The organism is Alkalibacterium sp. AK22 (assembly GCF_000585255.1).
GTDB lineage: Bacteria > Bacillota > Bacilli > Lactobacillales > Carnobacteriaceae_A > Alkalibacterium.
The window spans coordinates 1-24,402 of record NZ_JANL01000007.1 but is presented as its reverse complement, the minus strand read 5'-3'; the positions used below and the strand labels follow the sequence as shown (position 1 = coordinate 24,402).

Below are 24,402 nucleotides of genomic sequence, written 5' to 3'. Positions count from 1 at the left end.
ATAAACTGGCCGTCATGAAACGTCAAGGGAAAGGTAAGTATAAGAGACTTCAGGATATAAATCAGGAAAAGGACTGCAGGAAAAAGAGTGGGTCACAGTGCGTGCGGGGGAAAAGTAAAAATGGTAGAAAGTATGATATGATTTAATGCAAGTATATATAACCGGACTGGATAATGCAATGGATATACTTGTCGACTGTCTGGCCGGTGTGCAAGTGACGGATGTCTTATAGAAAAAGAAGTCAGGAGAGTTGAATGATGGACATGAAGGGTGTCATTGAGTTAGTGAACACAAACAGAGGGACAGGGCAGAAGGAAGATCTCCACCGGATGCGCCTGCTGCTGGAGAAACTGGGTAATCCGCAGCAAGCACTGAGATGTGTGCACGTAGCAGGAACAAACGGAAAAGGATCAACGAGTGCCTTTTTGTCTCATATCCTCAGAGAAGCCGGAATCAGAACAGGGATCTATACCTCTCCCCATCTGGAAAAAATCAATGAGCGCATCATGATTGACGGCGTCCGGATTACCGATAAAGCATTTATCCAGACGACAAAAGCTGTCGCCAGACATGTGGAATCAGTAGAAGAGGAAACAGGGGAGCGCCTGTATTCCTTTGAGATTTTAACAGCTGTCTCCTTGCTGTATTTCAAAGAGCAAGAGTGTGAACTGGTGATTCTTGAGGCAGGGATCGGCGGCCGCTTGGATGCGACCAATGTCATTGAGCGGCCGGAAGTGGCCATCATCACTTCAATCGGTTACGATCACATGAAAGTGCTCGGGGAAACAATCGAGCAGATTGCCTCTGAAAAAGCGGGAATCATCAAAGAAGGTGGCACACTGATTTATTCTGAAATGACACCTTCAGTCCATGCGGTCATTGAAGGCAAGGCGAGAGAAAGTCAGGCAACCGTCCGCCGGATCAGAACAGAAGAATTAAAAGAAGTCCAGCTAAGTGATCAGGGTGGTCAGTTTTCTTTTAAAGGTCAAAAAGAGTTGTCGGTCAGACTCATAGGTCGGCATCAGCTGATGAATGCTGCATTGGCAGTGGAAGCAGCCTATGAGTTGAATAAAAAAGGCTTTGAAATCCAGGCAGCTCATATCAGAAGTGGACTAGTCAACACCGGCTGGCCGGGTAGAATGGAGAAAATCAGTGAGCAGCCAACCATAGTTATTGATGGCGCGCATAACCCGGAAGGTGTAGCGGTTTTAAAGAATAACCTGAAGGAACTTTATACGGATCAGTCACTGATTCTGGTATGTGGGATGATGAAAGATAAGGATTACATGAGCATGATTCGGCAGGTTCGGCCGCTGTGTAAAAAGGTGATGACGGTCTCTCCTGATCCTTACCGTGGCTTCAATCCGTTTGAGACTGCCCGACTGCTGTCTGATGAGGGGACTGAGGCAGAAGCTTTTGACTCGGTTACATCCGTTATAGATAAACTTAAACAAGAAAGCAGCTCAAAAGACACCGTTATTGTCATGGGCTCGCTTTACCTGATTGGGGCATTCAGAGCAAGCTGGTGACAAGGAAAGCCTTGAGAGCATAGTCCGCTTTCAAGGCTTTTGCTGTGTCCTAAAAAGGGTGAAATGGTAAACTATAGGTGTAAAAAATGAAAAAACAGTGCGAAAGAATTAAAAAATGGGGTGAGACATTAAAAAATAAAAACTTGTGTAAAACGCTTGCATTTTTGCTTTTCATGCAGTATATTAAAAACGCAGACAACTTGTATATACAAGTTAAAGTAAAAAGGAGGAAACAAAAGTGGCAGATTTCAAAAAAGATGCACAGGAGCTGCTGGACGCGATAGGCGGTAAGGAAAACGTCAATGCGGTCAGTCACTGTGCCACGCGTATGCGTTTTGTGTTGGATGACCCGTCAGCGGCAGACAAGGAACGAATCGAAGACATTCCCTCTGTAAAAGGAACCTTTACGCAGGCCGGACAATTTCAGGTCATCATCGGGAACAGGGTAGCTGACTTTTACAACGAATTTTCAGCAATATCCGGACTTGAAGGTGTTTCAAAGGATGAAACGAAAAAAGCCGGTCAGAAAAACATGAACAGCCTGCAGCGTATCATGGCTGCGTTGGCAGAAATATTTACCCCGTTAATTCCCGCAATTATTATTGGTGGTTTGATTTTAGGTTTCAGAAACGTCTTGGAAGCTGTTGAGTTTGGAGCATTAGGTGGACAGACCATTGTCGAGACTTCTCAGTTCTGGAGCGGAGTCAACGCCTTTCTCTGGCTGCCCGGTGAGGCGATTTTCCACTTCCTTCCGGTGGGTATCACTTGGAGTGTGACCCGTAAGATGGGAACCACACAGATACTCGGGATTGTATTAGGGATCACCCTGGTGTCTCCTCAGCTGATGAACGCTTATGGTGTAGAAGATATTCTAGCCGGGGACGTTAACCAGTGGAATTTTGGTTTCTTCCAGCTGGATATGATCGGTTATCAGGCGCAAGTTATTCCAGCCATGCTGGCCGGTTTCCTGCTGGTCTACCTTGAAAAATGGCTGCGGAAATTCATACCTGAAGCTATTTCAATGATTTTTGTTCCACTGTTTGCCCTTGTTCCGACTGTATTTGTAGCTCATGCGGTTATTGGACCAATCGGCTGGCAGCTGGGTATCTGGCTGTCTCAAGTCGTTCAGTGGGGACTGACCGGAACTTTCAACTGGGTATTTGGTTTCATCTTCGGCGGTCTTTATGCACCGCTGGTTATTACCGGTCTGCATCACATGACCAACGCAATCGACTTGCAGCTGGTGGCCGACTTTGATCAGACCATCCTGTGGCCGATGATTGCCCTGTCAAACATTGCTCAGGGATCTGCCGTATTGGGAATCATCTGGATGCACCGAGGAAACGAGAAAGAACAGCAGATCTCCATTCCTGCGATGATTTCCGCCTACCTGGGTGTTACAGAACCGGCCTTGTTCGGTATCAACATTAAATTCGTTTATCCTTTTGTAGCCGGTATGATTGGTTCCGCCTTTGCAGGTATGACCTCTGTGGCCTTGAACGTCGCATCCTTCAACATTGGTGTCGGCGGTTTGCCGGGAATCCTGTCCATTATTCCGGACTACTACCTGGGCTTCCTGCTGGCAATGAGCATTGCCATTGTGGTACCGTTCGTTCTTGTCATTGTATTTGAAAAGAATGGCATCATGACTAAATGGGAAAACGACCACCTGCCCGTGCCAAAACTAGGGAACTGATCTCCCTTTCAGTTTAAACAGGCAGTACAGATTTTAAAGCATTGACTATCAATGACTCCAAGGAGGAAGGGTATTTCTGGAAGTTCGGCTTTTCTAGTCCATAAAACTGGGAAAACCACTTCGCTGAAATACCCTTTTTCTTTTGGAATAAAGAGAAGGAGAGACATAAATGAGTAATTTTCATGACAAAGTAATCTATCAGGCGTATCCGAAATCATTCAAGGACACGAACGGAAACGGGGTAGGAGACCTGAACGGGGTAAGAGAAAAACTGGCTTATCTGGAAGATCTGGGAGTAGACATGCTGTGGTTGAACCCCTTCTACAAATCTCCGCAAAATGACAATGGCTATGATGTGGCGGACTACAAGTCCATCGATCCAATGTTTGGAGACTGGGATGATTTGGATGCACTGATCAGGGAAGCCAAAGCACATGGCATCGACTTGATGCTGGACATGGTCTTAAACCATACCTCAACAGATCACGAGTGGTTTCAGAAAGCACTGGCTGGAGACAAGAAATACCAGGACTTTTACATTTTAAGAGATCTACAGGAAGACGGCAGTCTGCCGACCAACTGGGAATCCAAGTTCGGCGGCAAAGCCTGGTCCAAATTCGGTGATACAGATAAGTACTACCTGCACCTGTATGACGTGACTCAGGCTGACTTGAACTGGCGCAATCCAGAGGTCCGCGAAGAACTCTACAAGGTAGTTAATTTCTGGCTTGAAAAAGGGGTCAAAGGCTTCCGTTTCGACGTGATTAACGTCATTGGTAAAGATGAACAACTGAAGGACGCTGAAGACGGGGTAGGCAAATCACACTATACAGATACACCCATTGTGCACGACTTTATTCAGGAGTTGAACAAAGAGACTTTCGGCCCTTATGGTGATATCGTGACAGTGGGCGAAATGAGCTCCACGACAGTCGAAAACGGCATCAAGTACTCTAATCCAGACCGTGAGGAGCTGTCGATGATCTTCAGTTTCCATCACCTGAAAGTCGACTACAAGGATGGCGAAAAGTGGACGCTACAGCCGTTTGACTTTATCGAACTGAAACGTATCCTGAATGAGTGGCAGGAAGGAATGGTAGAAGGGGGAGGCTGGAATGCGCTCTTCTGGAACAACCATGATCAGCCGCGTGCCAACAGCCGCTTTGGAGATGTCGTCAACTACCCGTTTGAAACCAGCACGATGCTGGCCCAGACGATTCACTTGCTGAGAGGGACACCTTATATTTATCAGGGTGAAGAAATTGGCATGACCAATCCAGGCTTTGAAGAGCTGGATCAGTATGTGGATATCGAAACCCATAATGCTTACAGAGAAATGAAGGAAAAAGGCCTGTCACATGATGAAGCAATGGAAATCATCCAGTTCAAGTCCCGTGACAATTCCCGTACACCAATGCAGTGGAACGACTCCAAGCATGCTGGCTTCACGGAAGGGACTCCGTGGCTTCAGGTTGCGGACAACCACACAACCATCAATGTGGAAAGCAGGGGCGACAGTACCCGGATTCGTGACTACTACAAGCAGCTGATTAAACTGCGCAAAAGCATGCCGATTATCCAGGAAGGTGCCTATGAAATGCTGGAACTGGAGCATCCAAGTATTTTCGCGTATGTCAGAGAACAGGACGGAGAGAAACTCCTGGTACTCAGTCACTTCTATGGTGAAGAGGCAACCTTTACGGTTCCGGACAACCTGCTGGAGCTGGAGGCGTCTTACCTGATTGGAAATGGCAAGGAGCGGTCCTTAGACAAGTCATTCCAGATGGGTCCTTATGAAACAGTCGCTTTTCTGCTTAAGTAACGAAATAGCAGAGAAGTAAAATGATGCATAAGAAGCGAAGCGGAGTCTCGAATAGAGGCTCCGCTTTTAGTTTACCGGCCGGGACAGCTTTTAAATCAAGATTTAAGTGAGTGCAAATGATCGTGCTAGATCTGTCTGCTGAAGAAGGCTTTATAGGCCCGTTTACGTTCGTTGACGGGTGTCTAGAGGCAGCAGGTGAGTCCATTATTGAAAGTTTATTTAGTGTAAAAAAAAAGCCCCTTGCATGTGAGTCTAGACTGGCTCTCCTGCTGGGGGCTAATTCGTATAATATGCTGTGTCTTAGTCGTAAGAAACAGGGCCACGACGTCTGGCAAATTCTACAAAGCGGAACTTGTCGAGACGGTGTCTGGATTCGGTATACTGGAAAAGTCGGGTATCTTCCAGATGCACTTCACTGCGGGTGACCACCACATGGGTATCATTATGCAGCGTCATCAGCTGGCGGTCTTCTTGTGTCGCCGGCTCGACAATAAACTCTTTCCGGGCAAAGCCGATAGCCAGACCCATTTTTTTCTCGATGTAATGATACAAAGAATGCCGAGCTTCTTCATCTGGAAGTTCAGGAATGACGGAGGTAAAAAGGTAATCCTTATCCAGAATAACCACTTCGCCGTCCACTTCGCGGGCCCGAATCACACAATGTACTTCGGTATCTTTGGATACCTTGAGAAAATCTGCAATCTGCTCGGGAATCCTTATTTTTTCATTTTGGACCAGCAGGGTTTTGCTGGAAATATTTTGTGCATCCTGCAGTTCCTTGTAGCTGGTTAGTCCCGAGATAGGAAAATCGAAGCGTTTGACATCAAGCACGATTGATCCTTTTCCTTGTTTCTTTTGGATGTATCCGCTCTCAAGTAGAAGAACCAGGGCTTTTCGGATTGTTTCGCGTGAAACATTGTACTTTTTAGACAACTGGTTTTCGCTCGGTAAAAGCTCTCCTGCTTTGTAATACTGCTTGAGGATATCTGATTCGATATCCAGAAAAATATCCTGAAATCTGCTCATATCTGCCATTCCTTTGATTAAAGTTCTTTGTCCAGTGTAATCAAATTTAAGGTAAAAGTGAAGTTAAATCCTGCTTATCGTTGCCATTTAAATAAGAAAAGGCGGTAGGTGTAGTGGTATGGATAGAATATCTGCACCTGCGTGCTGTTTTTGACTGCGCAGCAGAAAAAATAGAGCCTTCCATCTTTAATCTCAGACAGAAGGCTCTTTATACAGTGTGCTTAGATGATGACACTATACAATAAGGCGGCTACAACTGCTCCTATAAGCGGAGCAATGACCGGAATCCAGGAATATTCCCAGTTGGATGGTCCTTTATGCTTGATTGGCAGTATCTGGTGTGCAATTCGTGGACCGAGGTCACGGGCCGGGTTGATGGCATAGCCAGTGGATCCGCCAAGAGAAAGTCCGATAGACAAGACCAGAACACCCACAACCAATGGATTCAAACCTTCAGTGAAGGTGTTTTGACCAAAGGCAAGAATACCGAAGACAAGGACAAAGGTCCCAATAACTTCTGAAAGCACGTTGCTTGTGACATCGCGAATTTCTGCAGAGGTTGCAAAGGTGCCGAAAATGGCTCCCTGATCAGTTGTTTCACGGTAATGAGCCAGGTAAGTCAGCCAGACGAGCGTGCTGCCTAAAATGGCACCAAGTGTCTGAGCAAGCATGAATGGAAGGACCAGCCCCCATTCCAGATCTCCAGTGATGGCGAGACCTAGCGTCACTGCCGGGTTCAAGTGAGCTGGCCCCATGAAGCCGGCAATATAGACAGCCATGGTTACACCGGCTCCCCATCCCATGGTGATGGCTACCCAGCCAGCGCCTTCAGCCTTACTTTTAGTCAAGCTGACTGCAGCCACGACTCCATTGCCTAAAAGAATCAAAAACATCGTACCTAAAAATTCACTAAAGATCGATAATGTTGTCCCTGTCATTTTACCTTCGCCTCTTTCAAGTGTTTTAAGTCGGATTCATCCAAAGCTTTTTGCAGTTCATCTTTAAAGTAGCTACTTTGCTTTTCGGACCAGCCGTTGTAACGGGTCATTTCTCTGGTGACCGGTTCAATGATGCTGTCTAGCGTGTCACGCATAAAGAGCATGTGATTTGTCCGACGAATCAGAAAATCACTTGGTGTCAAAGCCATTTCTTCACGCATAGCATAATGCAGGCTTAAAGAATCGGCCAGGGAAAGGCCAGGGATTTGTGTAACATCATCAAGTAAGGACAGCACGGCAGGTGTATTTGATCCATAGAGATTTGCGAGGTATTCGGCATCTCTTTCAGCAAGTCCTTTATCGATGCCTGCCTGAGTCAGTTCAGCCAATGCGTTCTCGACGTTGTGGGGATCAAGACGCCCACCGGAAACAGGGTATTTGGCTGAATCGATTTGCTCAAAGTGTTCACCAAAGTCACTATTTAACCGGTCAATCACTGTTTTGACCGCGCCGATAGCCATCTTACGATAGTCTGTGATTTTACCGCCTGCGACCGTGATCAGGCCGTCAGAATCGATGTCTAGCGCGCTGCCTCGAGAGAGGGTGGAGGGGTTGTCGTCAGTTTCGCCTCCACTTTTCTCAATATTTTTCAGAACATCAGCGACTTCGAAGCGTTCGGCTTTTCCTTGCTGATACTGCTCTACAATCGCAAGTACCTCGTCGATACTGTCTTCTTCAATCTGCTGACTGCTCATGCCATTGTAGTCTGCACCTCCACTGCTGGCAATCAGCGGACGCAGGCCGACCCAGCTTGACTCGATATCATCGAGGGTAATCTGAGCGGAAGGGTAGCGTTCATTGATGATGTCTAGCAGATAATCGACATCTTCCTGTTCGACTGATGGATGGGTAAAGTCTCCTTTGTAGTCCGTGTCCGTTGTACCAAAGTAAGTTTTTCCTTCACGTGGAATGACAAAGACCATTCGTCCGTCCTGTTTGCCGGTATCAAAGTATGTCGGCTGCGGGACAAAGAGTCTGTCTTTGTCGACCGTCAGGTGTACGCCCTTGGTCGGACGCATTTGGGGCAGAGCTTCAATTTGGTCATCCATCTGGCGAATCGTATCTGACCATGGACCTGTGGTATTCAGTACGGTTTTTGCTTTGATCTGAATTATCTCACCAGTTAGTAGATCTTCTACTTCGGCTCCAGCTGCTTTGCCTTGTGCATCATGCAGAATTTTTTTAACTTTCATCCGGCTCAGCATGCGGCCACCGTCTGCGGCTGCTTGCTTGATGTTCTCAATGACCAGCCGGGCATCATTGTTTCGGTAATCGAGATAGACTCCGGCACCTAGCAGTCCTTCCCTTTTCAGTTGAGGTACCCGCTCGAGGGCTTCTTCGGGTGTCAGGGTGTAGTTGGCATACTGGGTTCCGGTCACATCAGCTAGTCGGTCATACAAGTCCATAGCCACTTTCAGTGAAAACATACTGAAAGTGGAGCCCGGCTCGTCGTAGACGGGTAGAATCATAGGATCGGGCTTTGGAATGTGGGGAGCAATCCTTTGGACTACTGCACGTTCCTGAACGGTTTCTGCAACCACTTCGACATCAAAGTTCTTGAGGTAGCGCAGACCGCCGTGAATCAGTTTAGTTGAGCGGGAGGACGTTCCTTCAGCAAAATCCTGCATTTCAACCAGACCGGTTTTTAGGCCGGAAGCACTGGCCTGTAAAGCACAGCCGGCACCTGTGATTCCTCCACCTATGATTAAAACATCCAGCGTTTCAGTTTTTAAAGCTTCTATATCGTTTGTTCTTCTTTCTAAAGAGAAAGCCATCGTGTATTCCTCCTAGTGTTGTTCCTAGTTTTCAGGCTTAAAGACTTGGGTAGCCTGAACAGCAAGTTTCCAGTTCTTGTAAAGTTTCTGACGTTCTTCTTCAGGCATCTGAGGTTCGAACAAGCCGCCTTCTTCATAAAGATCCTTGATCTCATCTGTATCTTTCCAAAAGCCGACAGCCAGTCCCGCCAAATAAGCTGCCCCCAGGGCGGTGGTTTCTAGGTTGTGTGCTCTTTGGACCTTGGTGCCTAAAATATCTGCCTGGAACTGCAGCAGCCAGTCGTTATGAGCTGCTCCTCCGTCTACTTTCAGTAAAGGAATATCAATACCAGCATCTTTGTTCATGGTGTCGATGACATCACGGGTCTGATAGGCAATAGACTGAAGGGTCGCTTTGACAAAGTCCTGTTTAGTTGTTCCACGAGTCAACCCAAACACAGCACCACGTGCATCCGAATCCCAGTAGGGTGCACCCAGGCCTGTAAAGGCTGGAACAACAATCACTTCATTATCATTTTTAGACTGCTTGGCCAAAGCTTCTGAATCTGCAGAGTTTTCGATCATCTGCAGGCCATCACGCAGCCACTGAATAGAAGAGCCGGCGACAAAAATACTTCCTTCCAGAGCGTAGTAAATTTTTCCATTGATACCATAACCAATGGTGGTGAGCAGGTTGTTTTCGGACAGTTGAGGCTTTTCTCCTGTGTTCATCACAATAAAGGAACCTGTCCCGTAGGTGTTTTTGACCATACCTGGTTCAAAGGCCATTTGTCCAAACAAAGCAGCCTGCTGGTCTCCAGCCATACCGGATATAGGGGTATTGGAGCCATAGAAGTGATAATTGGCTGTTTCCCCGTACACTTCGGAGTTGGAACGGACTTTTGGCATCATAGCCATAGGGATGTTTAAAAGATCCAGAATTTCCTGGTCCCACTCGAGTTTGTGAATATTGTAAAGCATGGTGCGGCTTGCGTTGGAGTAGTCTGTAACAAAGGATTCGCCGCCAGTAAGCTTCCATACAAGCCAGGTATCCACTGTTCCAAAGAGCAGTTCGCCCTTATCGGCACGTTCCTGTGCGCCTTCAACATGATCGAGTATCCAGCGGATCTTTGTAGCTGAGAAGTAGGAATCAATGACCAAGCCAGTTTTTTCATGGATCATATCTGAGTGGCCGGCATTATATAACTCATTGGCAATGCCGGCAGACTGACGGGACTGCCAGACTACAGCGTTATGGATAGGCAAGCCTGTTTCCTTGTCCCAGACAATGGTTGTTTCACGCTGGTTGGTGATGCCGATTCCAGCAATTTCATGCGGTTTGACACCGGACTCAATAAATGCCCCGGCAATGACCGACTGGACAGAATTCCAGATTTCATTTGGATTGTGCTCAACCCATCCGCTTTGCGGGAAAATTTGAGTAAATTCTTTTTGTGAACTGCCGATGGTATTGAGCTGCTTGTCATAGATGATAGCTCTCGAGCTGGTTGTTCCCTGGTCAATAGCCATAATGTATTTTGCTTCAGTCATAAATAATTCCTCCTGTTAGGGTCTGAGTGATGTAACCGATTTCTTTACGTTTTTATTGTAACCGTTTTTATTTAAGAACAACTGTCAGTTTTTTTGGATAACTTACATTTTTTGAAAGTTTTGCTGATACATGCTGATATAGTAGGGTTTTCAAGGCTGATAAAAAAGAGCAAGCAGCAGATTTAGCCTGTGCTTGCTCCCGTATTCAAGGTCTGAATGATTTGCCTGATATTAACTAGATCAAATGAAGAGAGGATTTCTGATAACACATAGACATGTGCGCCGGCGTACGTATCCTGTTGAACTGGTTCTATATTGGTTAAAATCAGATCGTAGTTTTTATCTTTCTGGTAATAGTCAACATGGATTCCGTTGATTGGCCGAAGTCTAAGCATCAGCAGCTCCGTTAGCGTCTCTTTGTAGAGCCTGTCCATTTTCAGGTCAATACCGATGGCAATCGATTTGGACATGTTCAGTGAAATCAGAATCAGCAGGCTGATGTACTTCAAACGTTCCATTTTAAGTAAACTGCTGCCTTCTGAGGAAACGGCTGGATATAGCGTACGGCTGCTGGTAGACAGCAGCGTTTTTGAAAAAGGAAGGAGATGTTCTTCAGTCAGCTGGTTTTTTTTGGCCAGGATATGTTCATAGTCATAGACTTCGATATCTCCGTGAAAAAAGTAGAGGCGGGCATGAATGGACGACAAGTGGTAGTACATCTCCCGCTCCAGCATGTAAGGGAGCTTTTTGAAATCAAAATAATTGATGATTGTTTCCGCTATATAAGTATCCATTGAAGCAACGGGGTTACGCCGGTTTCTCATCAGTCTGTATTCGTGAAAGTCAGGTTCGGTAAAAATAGGAAAAGCCAAGATAAAGGCAAAGAAAAGCATTGCTTCGGCCTCTTCTACTTCAATGGAGTAGCGGCTATAGTATCTTAAAATCATAGACTGCAGATCACGAAACAAGGGGTCGCTTGCATACGGCTGGATCAGTTTGCGCAAGGACTGATAGTTTTTTTTACTGTATCTTATTCTGGATTGGCTGATGATGACCCACAGAGTCAGCCGGTGCAGACTCTGCGGGACAACACTAAATTTGAGGGATTTTTCCATAAACTGAATCATATGCCTAGCGTCCGCCTCGGTATGCGGCTTGATCAGCAAAGAAGCGTCTGCAACATAGTTGTAAAACTGCAGGTAAAAATAACGAATCTGCAGCTCTTCTCCCTGGAGCTGACCATTTCTTATCTTTAGCTGGAACTCTTGTAAATAACGGTTCAGTTCTTTGATGCGCCGAAACAAAGAAGACTCGCTGATTAGCAGTTCCTGTGTGAGTTGAGCAATCGAAAATTCCTGGTGCTCAAACAGATAGTGAATGATCAGAACTTTAACAGATTCTTTCAGGTATAGCTGATAAATCTGCTGAAGAGAAAAGGTATCACTCATGTATAAAGTGATTGTTTTCCCGTCAAAGGAAATCTCGACTTCCTTGGCAAAGCCTGATATTTTGTCTGCAAGAGAGTTTAGATCATTTTCAAGCGAAGCTTTTGAAATGTGCAAATAATCGATCATTTCGGTATAAGAGAGCGTACCCGCATGCAGTACCAGCTGATTGAAAATCGTTATTTCCCTGACTTCGTTTTTTTCGAGAAAGTGTTCACGTTTCATTTTTTTCAGACTCCTCAGTGTTCCACGGCATCAAACTGGTGGTTGACGTCAGTTGCGAATAGGATGGATGAAAGAAATAATCTGTCTGCTGAATCTCATCGAGGGTCTGCCTTGTCTGAATGGCCAGTGCCAGGGTGTTGATTTTTTCTAAAATATTTGAAGTAGACACCATTTGGGCTCCCAGCAGCTCATGTGTCTGGGCATCATATACCCATTTCAACGTAACAGTATCCGAGTCAGGAAGGCTGTTCAGCTGGACGGTTTGTCGATGGCTATTTACTTGACGAGGTGTAAACAAACTGTCCGCTTCGGTCATACCGGTACTGGCAATATAATAACCGAAGACGCAGGTTCCAATGGTTTTTAAGGAGCCTTTGAATGGAGAAACAGGACTAATCAGGTTTCTGGCAGCAGTCATTCCGGAACGGACAGCGTTATTAATAAGCGGAAGATACCTGCTGTCTTCTTCAGGGCCAGTCAGCTGTATACAGTCTCCAGCCGCAAATACGTCTTCAACCGATGTTCTCAAGTACTGATCGACCGCGATGGTCTGGTCGCTGTTTAAACGGATAGATGCATCAAGAAAGGGCAGATAAGGCCGTACATTTACACCCATGACAGCCGCTTCTGTTTTTAAGGTATCCTCACCTAGGTGAAGCACAAGGTGTTCTTCCAGTGCGGTATCGATTGCGGAGACCGTCTGTTTCAGCCGTAAATCGATTCCCTCTGCCAACATTTTCTGCTGCACGGGTCTAGTCATGTCGCTGTCCAGGTATTTAAAAAGAATATAGTCCATGCTTTCGATCAGTGTCACTTGCTTCTGCTGTCTATTCAATAAATCGGCGGCTTCAACCCCTACATGGCCACCCCCGATGATGGTGATATGCTGACTGCGGTCTACTATGTCTATTGCTTTTTGAGCTTCTTCATATTGCTTGTACTTCAGGACCCGTTCATTTTCGCTTCCTTTTATTTTTTCAGACAGTTGTCTTGAACCGGCGGCGATAATCACTTTATCATAGTCTATCTGTTCTTCCTTACCCAGCAAGGAATAGGTCACTTTTTTTCCGGCTGTGTCCAGAGCTAAAACAGTAGCCCCAAGCTGACAGTGAATAGCATGCTGATCAAGTTTTTTTGGGGTAATAAAACGAATAGTATCCAGATGATCTATTTTTTTCTCCCAGTAGAGATGAAGAGAACCGGGCATATAGCCCAGTGTGGGCTGTTTTTCCAGCAAAGTAATGGTCGCCTGCTTGTCTCTGCTGCGAAGTTCCATAGCTGCAGAAACGCCGGCAAAGGACGCGCCAATAATGACTATGTTCATGATCTGATCCTCCGATTCAATAATGTTTACAGCAGTATAAGCTAAACTTGCATAATTAGCGGGGGGAGCGCTCAGGGCATCCGCTAAAACCTGACGCACTCAGTCGTATCCACCAAAAGGGCGGGACCGCTGATGCCTGTTGAGTCAATTCCCGGTCATTTATTCCAGTGTAATCAATTCGAGATGAAAAGGAAAGCAGCAGTTTATATCTATCTATCCGCTTTCATTCATTATATAATTGGATAACAGCACTTAGCTTACTAAGTCAGGAGTATGGACATGGATAATAAAAAACATTGGACGCATATAGTCAAGTTAATAGTGATCTACAGTTTATTTTTTGCCGGCCTGGCTCTGATTGGTTTTCAAATTGGACTGGAAAGTGCGGAGGTAGCCAGTGAGCTGACGCCTGTCGGCTTTGTTCTTGGCCTTATTTTGGTCATGATCATGGTTCCTTTATTTATGTATATCCAGGTTATCCTTCATGAAGGTGGACATCTGCTGGCAGGAGCCTTGTCAGGCTACCACTTCATGCTTTTTCGGATCGGCAGCTTTGGAGTCATCAAGGAAAAGGGGAAGTACCGGACAATTTCTTTTTCCATGAGCGGCACAATGGGGCAGTGCCTGATGAATCCACCGGAACATAAGGAGACAATCCCTTTCCGTTTTTACCTGCTGGGCGGGTGTTCAGCAAACTTTGTTAGTTCATTTGTGGCGCTGCTGATTCATCAGAACCGGCCCTCGGCATTCCTGCTACTTTTTGCCTTTTTGGGTCTAGCAGCGGGTCTCACCAACGCTATACCGTTTAGTTTCAATGATGGCGCGATCCTGAAAAAAATCAGTCAGAATCCGGTTGCCAGAAAGCAATTCTTTCAGCAACTCAAGTGGAATGCAGCCTTTATACTGGATCAGAAAACATACAGTGAAATGAGAGCTGATGAAGCAGTGATTGATCCCAGCGAGCCTTTAACCGAGCAGTTCAATGTGTATGCCAGTCTGATCCAAATCAATGGATATTTGGAACAGGAACATTTGGATACAGCCTACCAAGCGCTGCGGCCGCTGTTTGCAGCCAGAAAGCAAATCATCGCCCCTTACCGCAGTGAAGTGCTAAGGGAGATGCTGTATCTCTCGCTTTTGCTGGACAGGGGGACACCGGAGCAAGTTGAGAGCATCCGGTCGGACAAGCTATTTAAAGCACACCTGAACAACAGTCAGGTGGATGTTTTTCGGGTCAAATGCGTTATCGCCTATTTTCTGGATAATGACCGAAAGCAGGCCGAAAAAGAGTATAATGCAGCTTTAAAGGCTCTGGAGCGGTCACCGACGCATGCGGATCAGGCATTGAACCGCACGCTTCTGGCCCATCTAAACAGGACGCTGAATTTGAGCAGGAGCATAGGACAGGCTGAAAAAAGGGCAGTTGAGGGAGAGAAAAAGAGCACACAGAAACAGGAAGCAGACAATCAGTGAGTTCAGTGCTTTGAACGTATAGGGTCCAGCCACATGCCTATGCATTAATCAGATGTTACCAATAAAAACAGACCAGCTGCTCAAGGACGGCCTTTACACTTTCCACTCGTATGGAAAAGGTAAAACTGCTGCCTGTTCGGCTGGTCTGCTTGTTTTGTTTCAGCGAATTTCAAGGACCTGTCCCACACGAATGAGGTTCAGATTGGAAAGATTGTTGACGGAAGCAAGGCGCTGGACAGTGGTGTTGTATCTGCGCGCAATGAAATAAAGAGTGTCACCGGAGCGGACGGTATAGCGAGTGGTCGTGGCTGGTGGAGTAGGAGCGGGTGTGGAGGAGCTGCCAGATGGGATGATCAGGACCTGTCCGACACGAATCAGGTTTGGATTGGACAGGTTGTTGGCAGAGGCGATTTGCTGAACGGTCACATTGAAGCGTCTGGCGATAGCGTAAAGGGTATCGCCGGCGCGAACGGTATAGGTTGTGCTGCCGGGTGCCGGAGTAGAAGGCAGGTTCATCAGCTGTGGCAGGGTAACGAAGCGGTAGCCTTGAGCTTTCAGTCGAGTAATAATTGTAGGCAGAGCGGCAGGAGTACCGGATGCACCGGCTCCGGTATGCATGAGAATGATTGCTCCGGGGGTGATTCGGGTCATGACCCGGTTAACGATATCACCGGAAGAATTACCGGTCCAGTCGATGGTATCGATGGTCCACATAACGGAATAGCGCCAGCCGGCATCTCCAACATGCTGCAGAACGGTTGAGTTGTAGGCTCCATAAGGGGGTCTGAAGAATGGTTTGGTTGTTTTACCGGTCAGATTTCTGACAGCCTCTTCTGTTTGCTGCAGCTGACTGCGGATCTGTGTTCCTGAAATTTTGGTGAAGTCCGGATGGGTGTAGGAGTGGTTGCCGACCGCATGGCCCTGATTGACAATGTTTCTGATCGCCTGCGGATGGTTGTTGATGCCGGTGCCGGTCAGAAAGAAAGTGGCTTTGACATTATGAGAAGAGAGGGTATTGAGGATACGGTTGATATGGGTGCCGTCGGAGCCGTCGTCAAAGGTCAACGCAACGACTTTTTCAGTGGTCAAACCTCTGCTGATAGTCTGGGCCGGAGCGGCAGCGGCTGGAGCAGCAAGGGACAATATGAGGAAAACCCCTAATAGCATATAAACGACTCTTGCGATAAAGAATCGCATTTTGTTTGTGTTCATTTTTCTCACCTCTTTTCTGTCACACAAAAGGTGTTCATCATGGGTGATAGAGGTTATCACGTAGAAAAAAGCAAGTAAAAGAAGCCCTTTTCTTACTTTTATTATAATACTTAGGGCTGTTCATTTCATCACATATTACTTAAAAGACCACCTAATATATCCGCCTGTTACAGCTTCTTGCTGTAACAAATCAGTCTGCCGGCTTCTTTGAAGCCAACTCCTTCGTGGAAACGGGCGCTGGCCTGATTAGTCAGTTCTACATCACTGGCAAATTCAGTGGCATTCATAAAGCGGGCCCAGTCTTCACAGACCTTGACGAGCATCTTTCCAATTCCCCGGTGTCGGTTTTTTTCGGTCACATAAATGCCTTCAAGGTAGCCGACCGGAGCTGTTGTGGTGCCCTCAACATAATCATAGCGCAGTTGAACATGAGCGAAACCGATAATTTGACCGGCTTCTTCACAGACAAACAGTTCCGATGTACTGTCCTCCTGATAATGAGCGATTTCTTTTTTCAGGATATCCAGGTTATCTTCCGGCCAGAGCAAGTGGGCCAGATGCGTGATCTGCTCGGTATGCAGGCTGCTTGCTTTCATGATTTTATACATAATTTCCCCTCCGACTGACTGAATGGACAGCGTTTTCTCTTAGTGGATTTATAGTACCACAATCCGGCCGGAAAGACTCTTCACATCTTTGACGTCAGATTGGACAAAATCAAAAAATGTAACATTTTTTGAGTTAAAACATGCATTTAATTGAACATATGTACGTTATATTTTTGGAAAAAACGTATTTATGTTATAATTTACTCATATTATTTTGTACAAATTAAGGGGTGTCTAATATTGGATCAAAAAACAGTGTTTTCCCTAGTGGCCTTGAGCCTGTTGTTAAGCGCTTGCGGAACCGGCGACATGGAAGGTGGCGCACCACAATCTAACGGAGGGTCTTCAGCAGAGAGGGGCAGTATTTCATTAGATTTATTTAATCAGAAACCGGAAATTACCGCCCAGCTGGAGAATCTGGCAGAAAGATACAGCGAACAGTCTGAGAACGACACGACCATCAGCATCACTACCGTCGGGAGCGGGGAAGGATCAGCCGGTCTGCAGGCCCGTTTTTCTTCAGGGGACGAACCTTCATTGATGATGCTGGGGGGCTTACCTGAAGTTCAGCGGTATAGTCATACGCTAGTCGACGTCTCTGATATGGAAGTCAGCGCTCAAACAATTGATGGTCTGCTTGAAGGCGGAACAATTGATGAGGTGCCTCTGGGGATTCCGCTCAATATTGAAGGCTTCGGCTGGATGTACAACCGTGACATATTTGATCAGGCGGGAATCGATCCGGATACAATCAACAGCTTTAACGACTTTGTAGAGGCGGTGGAAACACTGGACAGCCAGAAAGAAGAGCTGGGGATCGACGAGGTCTTTGCTTTTAGTGGAGGAGAAAACTATATTGCCAATCAGTTCTCTGCCAACTTCACCAGTCCGGAATATAATCACAGCATTCTGGACGCCTACCAGGCAACCGAGCTGAACTGGGAGTACGGAGACCGGATGCAGATGTATACGGACCTGTTCAATGTCTATAATGTGCAGCCCATTCTGACAGTGGATTATAGCCGGTCAGTGGAAGAGCTGTTCGTTCATGACCGGGTAGCTATGGTCCATCAGGGTATCTGGATCGTTCCGACCTTAAACGACATCGATCCGGATTTTGCCAGTGAAAAACTGGGCATCCTGCCGGTCTTTGGTGAGAGCGATACGGAAGGCAAAATCGTTGCCGGCTCGCCTTGGTTTATCGGAATCAACAGCAACATGAGTGATGAAGAAATCGAAGAAGCCCAGAATTTCCTGGATTGGATGTATCTGTCTGAAGAAGGACAGGAGATAGTCACAGGGGATCTGGCTTTTGTACCGGCCCAGGAAGGATATGAGCCGGAGGATATCCAGGATCCGGTTTCAAGAGAGTTGTATGAAGCCCTGCTGGAAGGAGAAACAGCGGCGATGACGCATAATCAGTATCCGGACGGCTGGTTCCAACAGGTGCTGTACCCTCAGTTCCAGCGCTATCTGAGTGGGGATCGGAGCTGGGAAGAATTTGAGGAACATACTGCTGCTGAATTTGAGGATATGAGGTGACCGGATGAGAGGTAAACACAGCAAACTGTACTACTGGGCTTTTGTCCTGCCGTCTTTAGCTGCCATTTTCATTGTGATCCTGCTGCCGCTGATACTGGGGATCGGGACCTCACTGACTGATTCCGACGGCTATCAGGCCTCCTTTATTGGCCTGCAGAATTATACCCGCCTGCTCAGTGATGACCAGTTTCTCTACAGTCTGGGATTTACTTTGAGATTTTCGGCTGTGTCCGTCCTGCTAATCAATGCCATCGGTCTGGGACTGGCACTGATTGTGACTCAGAAGCTGGGTAAAATCAGTGTGCTTTTGCGGACCATTTTCTTTATGCCGAACCTGATCGGCGGAATCATTTTAGGTTTCATCTGGCAGTTTATTTTTGTCCGGGCCTTTGCATCCATCGGGACGGCCACGGGCCTTGCCTTTTTTAGCGGCTGGCTGGCCGATGCCACGACAGGCTTCTGGGGACTGGTGATTGTCTTTTTATGGCAGATGAGCGGCTACATCATGATTATTTATATTTCCTTTCTTGCCAATATACCAGGTGAGCTGATTGAAGCGGGAGAAATGGACGGAGCCAACAAGTGGCAGGCTTTCTGGAAGATCAAGTTCCCGCTACTGGCCCCGGCCTTCACCATCAGTCTCTTTCTGACCTTGGCCAATGCTTTTAAAATTTATGACATGAATCTAGCGCTGACCAATGGCGCGCCTTACGGCTCCACGGAAATGGTCGCCATGAATATTTACAATACGGCGTTCTTTCAATACCGGCAGGGCTATGCGCAGGCTAAAGCTATTATATTCCTGCTCCTTGTCGCTTTGATCTCTTTAACGCAGGTATTTCTGACTCGTAGAAAAGAGGTCGACGTGTAAAATGAGTGCAGTGAAAAGACATAACAGACTCGTTGCCTTGCTAGGGATCGTTTTGTCCCTATCCTGGCTTTATCCTTTTGTTATCATCTTGTTCGGTTCTTTCAAGAATCGGGCAGAAATTTTTACCAATACGCTCTGGTGGCCGCAGGAGCCAATTGCAGAAAATTATCCGCGGGCCTATGACGGGCTGGAATTTACCCGGAGTTTCTTTAACTCGGTTGTGATCACGTCCTTGAGTATAGGGATCATTGTCATCTTTTCATCGATGGCTGCCTATGCCTTATCCAGAAACAAAGGGAAAGTGAGCAGTTCGATTTACTTTCTCTGTGCCTTGACCATGCTGATTCCTTTCCAGTCAGTCATGATTCCGCTAGTCAGTATTTTTGGCCAGGTTAATTTTCTGAATAGGGCCGGTCTGATCTTCATGAACCTGGGTTTTGCCTCCAGCATGTCGATCTTTCTGTATTACGGAGCCATGCGGTCGATTTCGGCTTCGCTGGATGAAGCGGCCTACTTGGACGGCGGGAATCCATTTCAGATATTCTGGCGTGTCATTTTTCCGATTTTAAAACCAACGACCGTCACTGTGATTATCCTGAATGCGATCCGCCTGTGGAACGATTTCCTGCTGCCGTCTCTGGTGATTAATCAGGAGGGCATGCGGACGATTCCGCTTAGGATGTATTACTTCTTCGGCGAGTACACGATTCAGTGGGAACTGGCCCTAGCCGGTTTGGTCCTGGCGATCATCCCAATCATTATCCTGTATGTCTTCCTGCAGCGTCACATCGTTGAAGGGGTCACCGAAGGAGCGACCAAGTCCTGATTCAGTCCGATCGGGTTTCTTTGAGACGAAGTCGCGTGTCAGGCTACGCTTATTGATCGGCTGTGCATGCAGGGCCGAGCTGAAGGGGCTGACCTGCAGCTGAAAAGGGCCTTTTCTGTTTGGGATCAGCCATGCTGACCAAGGCAGGAGAGGTTTTTTGTTTGAATAGCAAGGCAGGTTTCAAAAATGAAGTTCAGGAGGATAAGCAGACCCCAAACGAAAGGAATCAGCTCAGCTGAAGACTTTAAGCTGAAGCGGGAAAGAGGAACGCTTCTTCTGCTGTGGCTGGTGCAGTTTACATCCCTATCCTTCACACCAACTGCAGTTTGCTCTCGAAACACGCGTCAGCAGACGGAGGCCCCAGCAGAAAAGCCCAACGTCCTTTGTTTTTTACTTTCAGGGCAACGCTTTTACTAATTGGGCAGTCTGTAAAGAAATGTTCACAAAAATACTAATAAAAAATAAGTAGTCAAGTTGACAAATCCCGTCATCCCGTATATTATTTAACTTGTCGAAACACATCAGTACCTAACATTTAAACAAGTGAGTCAAGGTAAAGTAGTGAAAGTGCTTTTCCGCCCAAGGCAGTCGTGTATGCTAAATTGGAGTGGACCAGGCGCTTTTTTTGTTGCGCTGAAGCCTTTTGACAGGTATTCAGCGGGGCATGGTTTTTATCCCGGACCCGGACTCACCCGCTTAGCAGACAAGTACACACCGGCAGGTCAGTACCTGCTTTAAACATACCTCAAGATAAAGAAAGGACAGGTCATCATGGCTATAGAATTTGACACAATTGCTGCTATTTCCACTCCACCAGGTGAAGGCGGGATTGGCATCATCCGGATCAGCGGGGACGAAGCCCTCGATATTGCAGACCGTGTGTATCAGCTCGGGTCTAAAAAGCTAGCTGAACAGCCAACCCACACACTGCATTACGGACGGGTAGTGAATCCGAAAACAGCGGAACCTATCGATGAAGTGATGGTTTCCATCATGCGGGCACCGAAGACCTACACCCGTGAAGATGTCGTCGAAATCAATACGCATGGTGGCATTGTTTCCGTGAACAAAGTACTGGAGACTGTACTGCAAAATGGAGCCCGCCTGGCTGAACCGGGTGAGTTTACTAAACGTGCCTTCCTAAACGGACGAATCGATCTGTCCCAGGCTGAAGCGGTCATGGACGTGATCCGAGCCAAAACAGATAAAGCCATGCACATGGCGGTCACCCAGCTGGACGGGAACCTGTCCCGGCTGATCCGGAATCTGAGGCAGGAAATCTTGAATACACTGGCTCAGGTCGAAGTGAATATCGACTATCCGGAGTATGACGACGTGGAGGAAATGACTTCCCGCCTGTTGGTCGAAAAGGCAGCGCAAGTCAAGGCGCAGGTAGAATCCTTGCTCGAAACAGCTAGTCAGGGGAAGATCTTGCGGGAAGGTCTGGCAACAGCCATCATCGGCCGGCCGAACGTCGGGAAATCGAGCCTGTTAAATGTTTTGCTGAAAGAAGAAAAGGCCATTGTCACTGAAATTGCCGGCACGACGCGTGACGTAATCGAAGAATACGTCAGTGTCAAGGGCGTGCCGCTCAGGCTGATTGATACGGCGGGTATTCGTGAAACGGAAGACATTGTGGAGCGGATTGGTGTGGAACGCAGCCGGAAAGCACTGGGTGAGGCGGACCTGATCCTGCTGGTGTTCAACCAAAGCGAGCCCCTGACAGATGAGGACAAGCTGCTGCTGGAAGCTACAGAGGGACATAACCGAATCATTATACTGAACAAGATGGACTTGAAAAATCAGCTGGACTTGAACGAGCTGAAAACACTGGTCGACCCTGAGAGCATCGTTTATACATCGATTGTGACGCAGGCTGGTCTGACTGAACTGGAAGGTAAGATTGCCGATCTGTTCTTTGCGGGCCAGACAGGGGAGAAGGATGCAACGTATGTGTCCAACATCCGGCATATTGCCCTGCTTAATGAGACAATTGAAGCGTTTGATGATGTGATTGATGGGATCGAGACCGGCATGCCGGTAGACCTGGTCCAAATCGACATGACCCGGGCCTGGGATCTGCTGGGGGAAATCACCGGTGACAGTGTCCAGGACGAACTGATTACGCAGCTCTTCAGCCAGTTCTGTCTGGGCAAATAAATAAGGGTGACTCTTAGTGAGTAAGCATGCTCATGGGGGATCAGCGTGTTTATAAAGGTCAAAAAGGGCATTCGTTAGAGACAAGTAGACACATTCACTTTTTTTAAACTGAAAGATTTTATAATAGAAAGGATTAAAGCGATGCAAACATATGAGGCAGGACATTATGATGTAGTGGTCGTTGGAGCGGGGCATGCCGGATCGGAAGCGGCACTGGCAGCAGCGAGAATGGGTGCGAGAACCCTGATGATCACGATCAATCTGGACATGATTGCTCACATGCCGTGTAATCCGTCGATTGGGGGACCGGCCAAGGGGATCGTGGTTCGAGAGATTGATGCTTTAGGCGGTGAGATGGGACGCAATACGGACAAGACGTACATTCAGATGCGCATGCTGAATACGGCCAAGGGACCGGCTGTCCGAGCGTTGAGAGCCCAGTCCGACAAATATCTGTATTCCAATGAAATGAAAAAGACGATTGAGCGGACGCCGAACCTGGATCTTAAGCAGGGGATTGTGGAAGAGCTGGTTGTTGAAGACAACAAGGTCAAAGGAGTCAAGACGAATGCCGGTGCGGTCTATACAGCGGACGCTGTCATTCTGACAGCCGGTACGTCTTCTCGTGGTGAGATCATTATCGGGGAACTGAAGTATTCTTCAGGGCCGAACAATACGCAGCCGTCGATCAAACTGTCTGAGAACTTGCTGGAGCTCGGTTTTGAGCTGGACCGCTTCAAGACGGGTACGCCGCCACGGATTCACAAGTCATCGATTGATTATTCCGTGACCGAAGAGCAGCCGGGTGATCTGGAGCCGCATCATTTCAGCTTCGAGACACCGGATGAGGACTATCTGGAGGAGCAGGTGTCCTGCTGGCTGACGTATACAAGCAATATCGCTCATGACATTATCCGCGAAAACCTGCACCGGGCGCCGATGTTCACCGGTATTGTGGAAGGAGTCGGCGCACGCTACTGTCCGTCTATCGAAGACAAGGTCGTCCGCTTCAGTGATAAGCCGCGCCATCAGCTGTTTCTGGAACCGGAAGGCGCCAATACGGATGAGATTTATGTACAGGGCCTGTCCTCATCCTTGCCGGAAGATGTACAGTTGGCTGTGCTCCGCTCCGTAGAAGGTCTGGAGAATGCCCAGATGATGCGGACTGGCTATGCAATTGAGTACGATGTCGTCAAGCCTTACCAGCTGAGACCGTCACTGGAAACCAAGCTGATCAGCGGTCTGTTCACTGCCGGTCAGATGAATGGAACGTCCGGCTATGAAGAAGCCGGCGGACAGGGTCTGATTGCCGGAATCAATGCGGCCCGTCTGGTCAAAGGAGAAGAACCTTTTGTCCTGAAGCGAAATGAAGCGTATATTGGGGTCATGATCGATGACCTGGTGACTAAAGGGACCAACGAACCTTACCGTCTGCTGACATCCCGGGCAGAATACCGCCTGCTTCTGCGTCACGACAATGCGGACTTCCGCCTGACTGAAAAAGGCTACGCGATTGGCCTGCAGTCTCAGGAACGCTATGAAGCCTTCATGCTGAAAAAGCAGCAGGTCGAAGATGAACTAGAACGCCTCAAGCAAATTCGACTGAAGCCAAGCGACGTGGCCGAGTATCTGGAAGAAAAAGGGGAGCCTCAGCTCAGAGACGGCATGCTGGTGTATGAATTCCTGAGACGGCCGTATGTCAAATACGACGATATTCTAGCGTTTGCCCCAACTGAGGAAAAGCTGCCTAAAGCTGTCCGAGAGCAGGTTGAAATCTTTATCCAGTATGAAGGCTATATCAACAAAGCTATCCGCAAAGCGGACAAAGTGAAGCGCATGGAGAACAAGCGTATTCCCGAAGGGATCGATTATTCAGCAATCAATGGCATCGCGACGGAAGCCAGAGAAAAGCTGACGAAAATCCAGCCTGAAACGATTGCCCAGGCCAGTCGTATTAGCGGAGTGAACCCTGCTGATATTTCTATCCTGATGGTTTATGTCGAGCAAGGCGATATTCAAAAAGTTAAAGCCTGATCAAACCTGTCCGTCAAGACAGAAAAGTAAAAAACAAACAGCCGCCTGTTTCCTTGTCTGATTGCCTTGGAAGCAGGCGCTTTTTGTGCCTGCCTCTTAAGATTTAAAAGGGTTTACCGCTCAAAAGTCACGGTATTAAAGGAGGAGCAATAAGAGCGTAGAAGCTGTTTAATTGAAGGAGAAGCGGCAAAAAGGTCTGGGAGCTTGAAACAACAGCTGTTTAATTGAAGGAGAAGCGGCAACAAGGTCTGGGAGTTTGAAACAACAGCTGTTTAATTGAAGGAGAAGCGGCAAAAAGGTCTGGGA

The 24,402-nt window shown here is 47.3% G+C and carries 17 protein-coding genes; 9 read left to right on the top strand and 8 right to left on the bottom strand.

The window, feature by feature from the left end:
• Window positions 1-254 precede the first annotated feature (254 nt).
• From ADIAL_RS01085 to treC, 3 genes are all read left to right on the top strand, one after another.
• On the top strand, window positions 255-1,529 hold the full coding sequence (locus ADIAL_RS01085) for a bifunctional folylpolyglutamate synthase/dihydrofolate synthase (RefSeq protein ID WP_081757602.1): 1,275 nt from the start codon (window positions 255-257) through the stop codon (window positions 1,527-1,529).
• A 238-nt stretch (window positions 1,530-1,767) separates the two neighbouring features.
• Window positions 1,768-3,225 (top strand): PTS system trehalose-specific EIIBC component, encoded by a 1,458-nt coding sequence (treP, locus tag ADIAL_RS01080; RefSeq protein WP_034298892.1) that lies wholly within the window; start codon window positions 1,768-1,770, stop codon window positions 3,223-3,225.
• Between the two features lie 169 nt (window positions 3,226-3,394).
• Window positions 3,395-5,047: an alpha,alpha-phosphotrehalase gene (gene treC, locus ADIAL_RS01075; protein ID WP_034298890.1), complete on the top strand. Its 1,653-nt coding sequence runs from the start codon at window positions 3,395-3,397 to the stop codon at window positions 5,045-5,047.
• Window positions 5,048-5,347: 300 nt separating this feature from the next.
• Here treC and treR read toward each other — a convergent pair whose 3' ends face one another.
• From treR to ADIAL_RS01045, 6 genes are all read right to left on the bottom strand, one after another.
• The gene (gene treR, locus ADIAL_RS01070) at window positions 5,348-6,073 is read right to left on the bottom strand and encodes a trehalose operon repressor (protein WP_034298888.1); all 726 of its coding nucleotides are present in this window, start codon (window positions 6,071-6,073) and stop codon (window positions 5,348-5,350) included.
• Window positions 6,074-6,294: 221 nt separating this feature from the next.
• Complete coding sequence (locus ADIAL_RS01065; RefSeq protein WP_034298886.1) at window positions 6,295-7,011, bottom strand: MIP/aquaporin family protein; 717 nt, start codon at window positions 7,009-7,011, stop codon at window positions 6,295-6,297.
• Complete coding sequence (gene glpO, locus ADIAL_RS01060) at window positions 7,008-8,846, bottom strand: type 1 glycerol-3-phosphate oxidase (RefSeq protein ID WP_034298883.1); 1,839 nt, start codon at window positions 8,844-8,846, stop codon at window positions 7,008-7,010. The genes ADIAL_RS01065 and glpO overlap by 4 nt, the downstream gene beginning before the upstream one ends.
• Before the next feature lie 24 nt (window positions 8,847-8,870).
• Window positions 8,871-10,376: a glycerol kinase GlpK gene (gene glpK / locus ADIAL_RS01055; protein ID WP_034298880.1), complete on the bottom strand. Its 1,506-nt coding sequence runs from the start codon at window positions 10,374-10,376 to the stop codon at window positions 8,871-8,873.
• A 182-nt stretch (window positions 10,377-10,558) separates the two neighbouring features.
• Window positions 10,559-12,046 carry a helix-turn-helix domain-containing protein gene (locus ADIAL_RS01050; protein ID WP_034298877.1) on the bottom strand — a complete coding sequence of 496 codons (1,488 nt, stop codon included), beginning with the start codon at window positions 12,044-12,046 and terminating at the stop codon, window positions 10,559-10,561.
• The gene (locus ADIAL_RS01045) at window positions 12,036-13,370 is read right to left on the bottom strand and encodes an NAD(P)/FAD-dependent oxidoreductase (protein WP_034298946.1); all 1,335 of its coding nucleotides are present in this window, start codon (window positions 13,368-13,370) and stop codon (window positions 12,036-12,038) included. The genes ADIAL_RS01050 and ADIAL_RS01045 overlap by 11 nt, the downstream gene beginning before the upstream one ends.
• A 279-nt stretch (window positions 13,371-13,649) precedes the next feature.
• On the opposite strand from ADIAL_RS01045, the gene ADIAL_RS01040 reads away from it, so the two are divergent.
• On the top strand, window positions 13,650-14,843 hold the full coding sequence (locus ADIAL_RS01040) for a hypothetical protein (RefSeq protein WP_034298874.1): 1,194 nt from the start codon (window positions 13,650-13,652) through the stop codon (window positions 14,841-14,843).
• 159 nt (window positions 14,844-15,002) lie between these two features.
• On the opposite strand, the gene ADIAL_RS01035 is transcribed toward ADIAL_RS01040, so the two are convergent.
• Together ADIAL_RS01035 and aac(6') are read right to left on the bottom strand one after the other, a co-directional pair.
• Window positions 15,003-16,055, bottom strand: coding sequence for a LysM peptidoglycan-binding domain-containing protein (locus ADIAL_RS01035; protein ID WP_034298871.1), 1,053 nt, complete (start codon window positions 16,053-16,055; stop codon window positions 15,003-15,005).
• A gap of 167 nt (window positions 16,056-16,222) precedes the next feature.
• Window positions 16,223-16,663, bottom strand: coding sequence for an aminoglycoside 6'-N-acetyltransferase (gene aac(6'), locus ADIAL_RS01030; protein ID WP_034298868.1), 441 nt, complete (start codon window positions 16,661-16,663; stop codon window positions 16,223-16,225).
• A gap of 240 nt (window positions 16,664-16,903) precedes the next feature.
• Here aac(6') and ADIAL_RS01025 point away from each other — a divergent pair, with 240 nt between their 5' ends.
• The 5 genes from ADIAL_RS01025 to mnmG all read left to right on the top strand — a co-directional run bounded on the left by ADIAL_RS01025 (window position 16,904) and on the right by mnmG (window position 24,096).
• A complete protein-coding gene (locus ADIAL_RS01025) occupies window positions 16,904-18,205 on the top strand; it encodes an ABC transporter substrate-binding protein (RefSeq protein WP_034298865.1) in 1,302 nt (433 codons plus the stop codon).
• Window positions 18,206-18,209: 4 nt separating this feature from the next.
• On the top strand, window positions 18,210-19,076 hold the full coding sequence (locus ADIAL_RS01020) for a carbohydrate ABC transporter permease (RefSeq protein WP_034298862.1): 867 nt from the start codon (window positions 18,210-18,212) through the stop codon (window positions 19,074-19,076).
• Window position 19,077: 1 nt separating this feature from the next.
• Window positions 19,078-19,902, top strand: a complete 825-nt coding sequence (locus ADIAL_RS01015) for a carbohydrate ABC transporter permease (protein WP_034298859.1) — start codon at window positions 19,078-19,080, stop codon at window positions 19,900-19,902.
• Window positions 19,903-20,673: 771 nt separating this feature from the next.
• Window positions 20,674-22,062 carry a tRNA uridine-5-carboxymethylaminomethyl(34) synthesis GTPase MnmE gene (gene mnmE, locus ADIAL_RS01010; protein ID WP_034298856.1) on the top strand — a complete coding sequence of 463 codons (1,389 nt, stop codon included), beginning with the start codon at window positions 20,674-20,676 and terminating at the stop codon, window positions 22,060-22,062.
• Between the two features lie 141 nt (window positions 22,063-22,203).
• Complete coding sequence (mnmG, locus tag ADIAL_RS01005) at window positions 22,204-24,096, top strand: tRNA uridine-5-carboxymethylaminomethyl(34) synthesis enzyme MnmG (protein ID WP_034298853.1); 1,893 nt, start codon at window positions 22,204-22,206, stop codon at window positions 24,094-24,096.
• Window positions 24,097-24,402: the final 306 nt, after the last annotated feature.